This is a genomic window from Shewanella inventionis (genome assembly GCF_014641855.1).
Lineage (GTDB): Bacteria > Pseudomonadota > Gammaproteobacteria > Enterobacterales > Shewanellaceae > Shewanella > Shewanella inventionis.
The window spans coordinates 1-1269 of sequence record NZ_BMII01000104.1 but is presented as its reverse complement, the minus strand read 5'-3'; the positions used below and the strand labels follow the sequence as shown (position 1 = coordinate 1269).

Here is a 1269-nt window from a genome sequence, read left to right as displayed (position 1 = left end):
AAAGGTAAGTATGCTAACCGGTATCAAATTACGGGCGAACCCAACATCTAATCAAAAGTTGATCTTAAGTCAGTGGATGGGTTGCGCTCGATTAATTTGGAATGCCAAGGTTGATGAAGAAAAGTATTACCGCACTTTTGCGCGAAAATATCATCCGATTGGCACGTATGCTCCTGTTGATCAGAAAACATCGCAATTCAAATCAAAAGAGCTAACGCCTTGGCTGTCAGCTTGTCCTAGCCAGATAATTCGCAACAGTGCTGTTAACTGGTATCAGACCTACCAAAAGTTCATGAAAGGCGCGTGTGGGCGGCCTAAACGCAAACCTAAGACTGATCGCGGAAGTATCTATCTAACTCGTGAAGTGTTTCGTTTCGACTGTTGCGAGGATGGCAATTTACGCCTATTTATTGGCACGAAAACAAATAATATTGGTTACTTATCGTTTAAGGCTCATAGTAAGTTTGAGATCCCAAACTCGCTTTATGTGCGTAAAGAGTGTGGTCAATATTATGTGTCTTTCTGCTATGAGAACGGTAAGAGTGAAGGTGAGCTATCAAGCAACGCTGAACACTTGGCGTTCCTGCAAGGCTCAACAAAAGAGTATTTAGAGGAAAACGCAATCGGTGTTGACCGTGGCGTCACCATCCCTGTTCACGCAGGCTTAATGATGTTCGATTTTTCTGATAATCAGAAAACCCACATGACTAAAGCCGAACGCTACATTAAGCGGTTACAGCGTCGATTAGCCAAGCAGACAAAAGGCTCTAATCGCAGAAACAAGACTAAGCATCGTATTGCTACATATCACGCTAAAAAGGCCAGTATCCGCAACGACTTCGCGCATAAAACAAGTCGTTCGTTAGTCGATAGCAAAGCCAAAATTATTGTATTTGAGACGCTAAAAACATCGAACATGACGCGAAAACCCAAAGCAAAGCAGAATAAAATAGGTCAATTTGTTTCTAACAAAGCCAAGCAAAAAGCAGGATTAAATAAAGCCATTCTGAATGTAGGCTGGCACGTTATCGAAACCTATACAAAATACAAGGCTTACCAGGCAGGTAAAGTCGTATTTAAAGTAAGCCCCGCTTATACCAGTCAGGAGTGCGCCAAGTGCGATCACACTCACCCCGACAACCGTAAATCACAGGCACTTTTTGTGTGCGGTAAATGTGGACACACTGACAATGCAGATAGCAACGCATCATTGGTCATTAAAAAACGGGCAATTAATCTAATTTTAGACACTGGAACGGTGTTGTCTGA

The 1269-nt window shown here is 42.6% G+C and carries 1 protein-coding gene; it reads left to right on the top strand.

Translation table 11 applies throughout. The annotated features are described in order from the left end of the window. Nucleotides 1–10: 10 nt before the first annotated feature. Nucleotides 11–1269, top strand: a 1259-nt coding sequence (locus tag IEW93_RS21750) for an RNA-guided endonuclease InsQ/TnpB family protein (RefSeq protein ID WP_188741275.1), incomplete at its 3' end; no start/stop codon positions are given.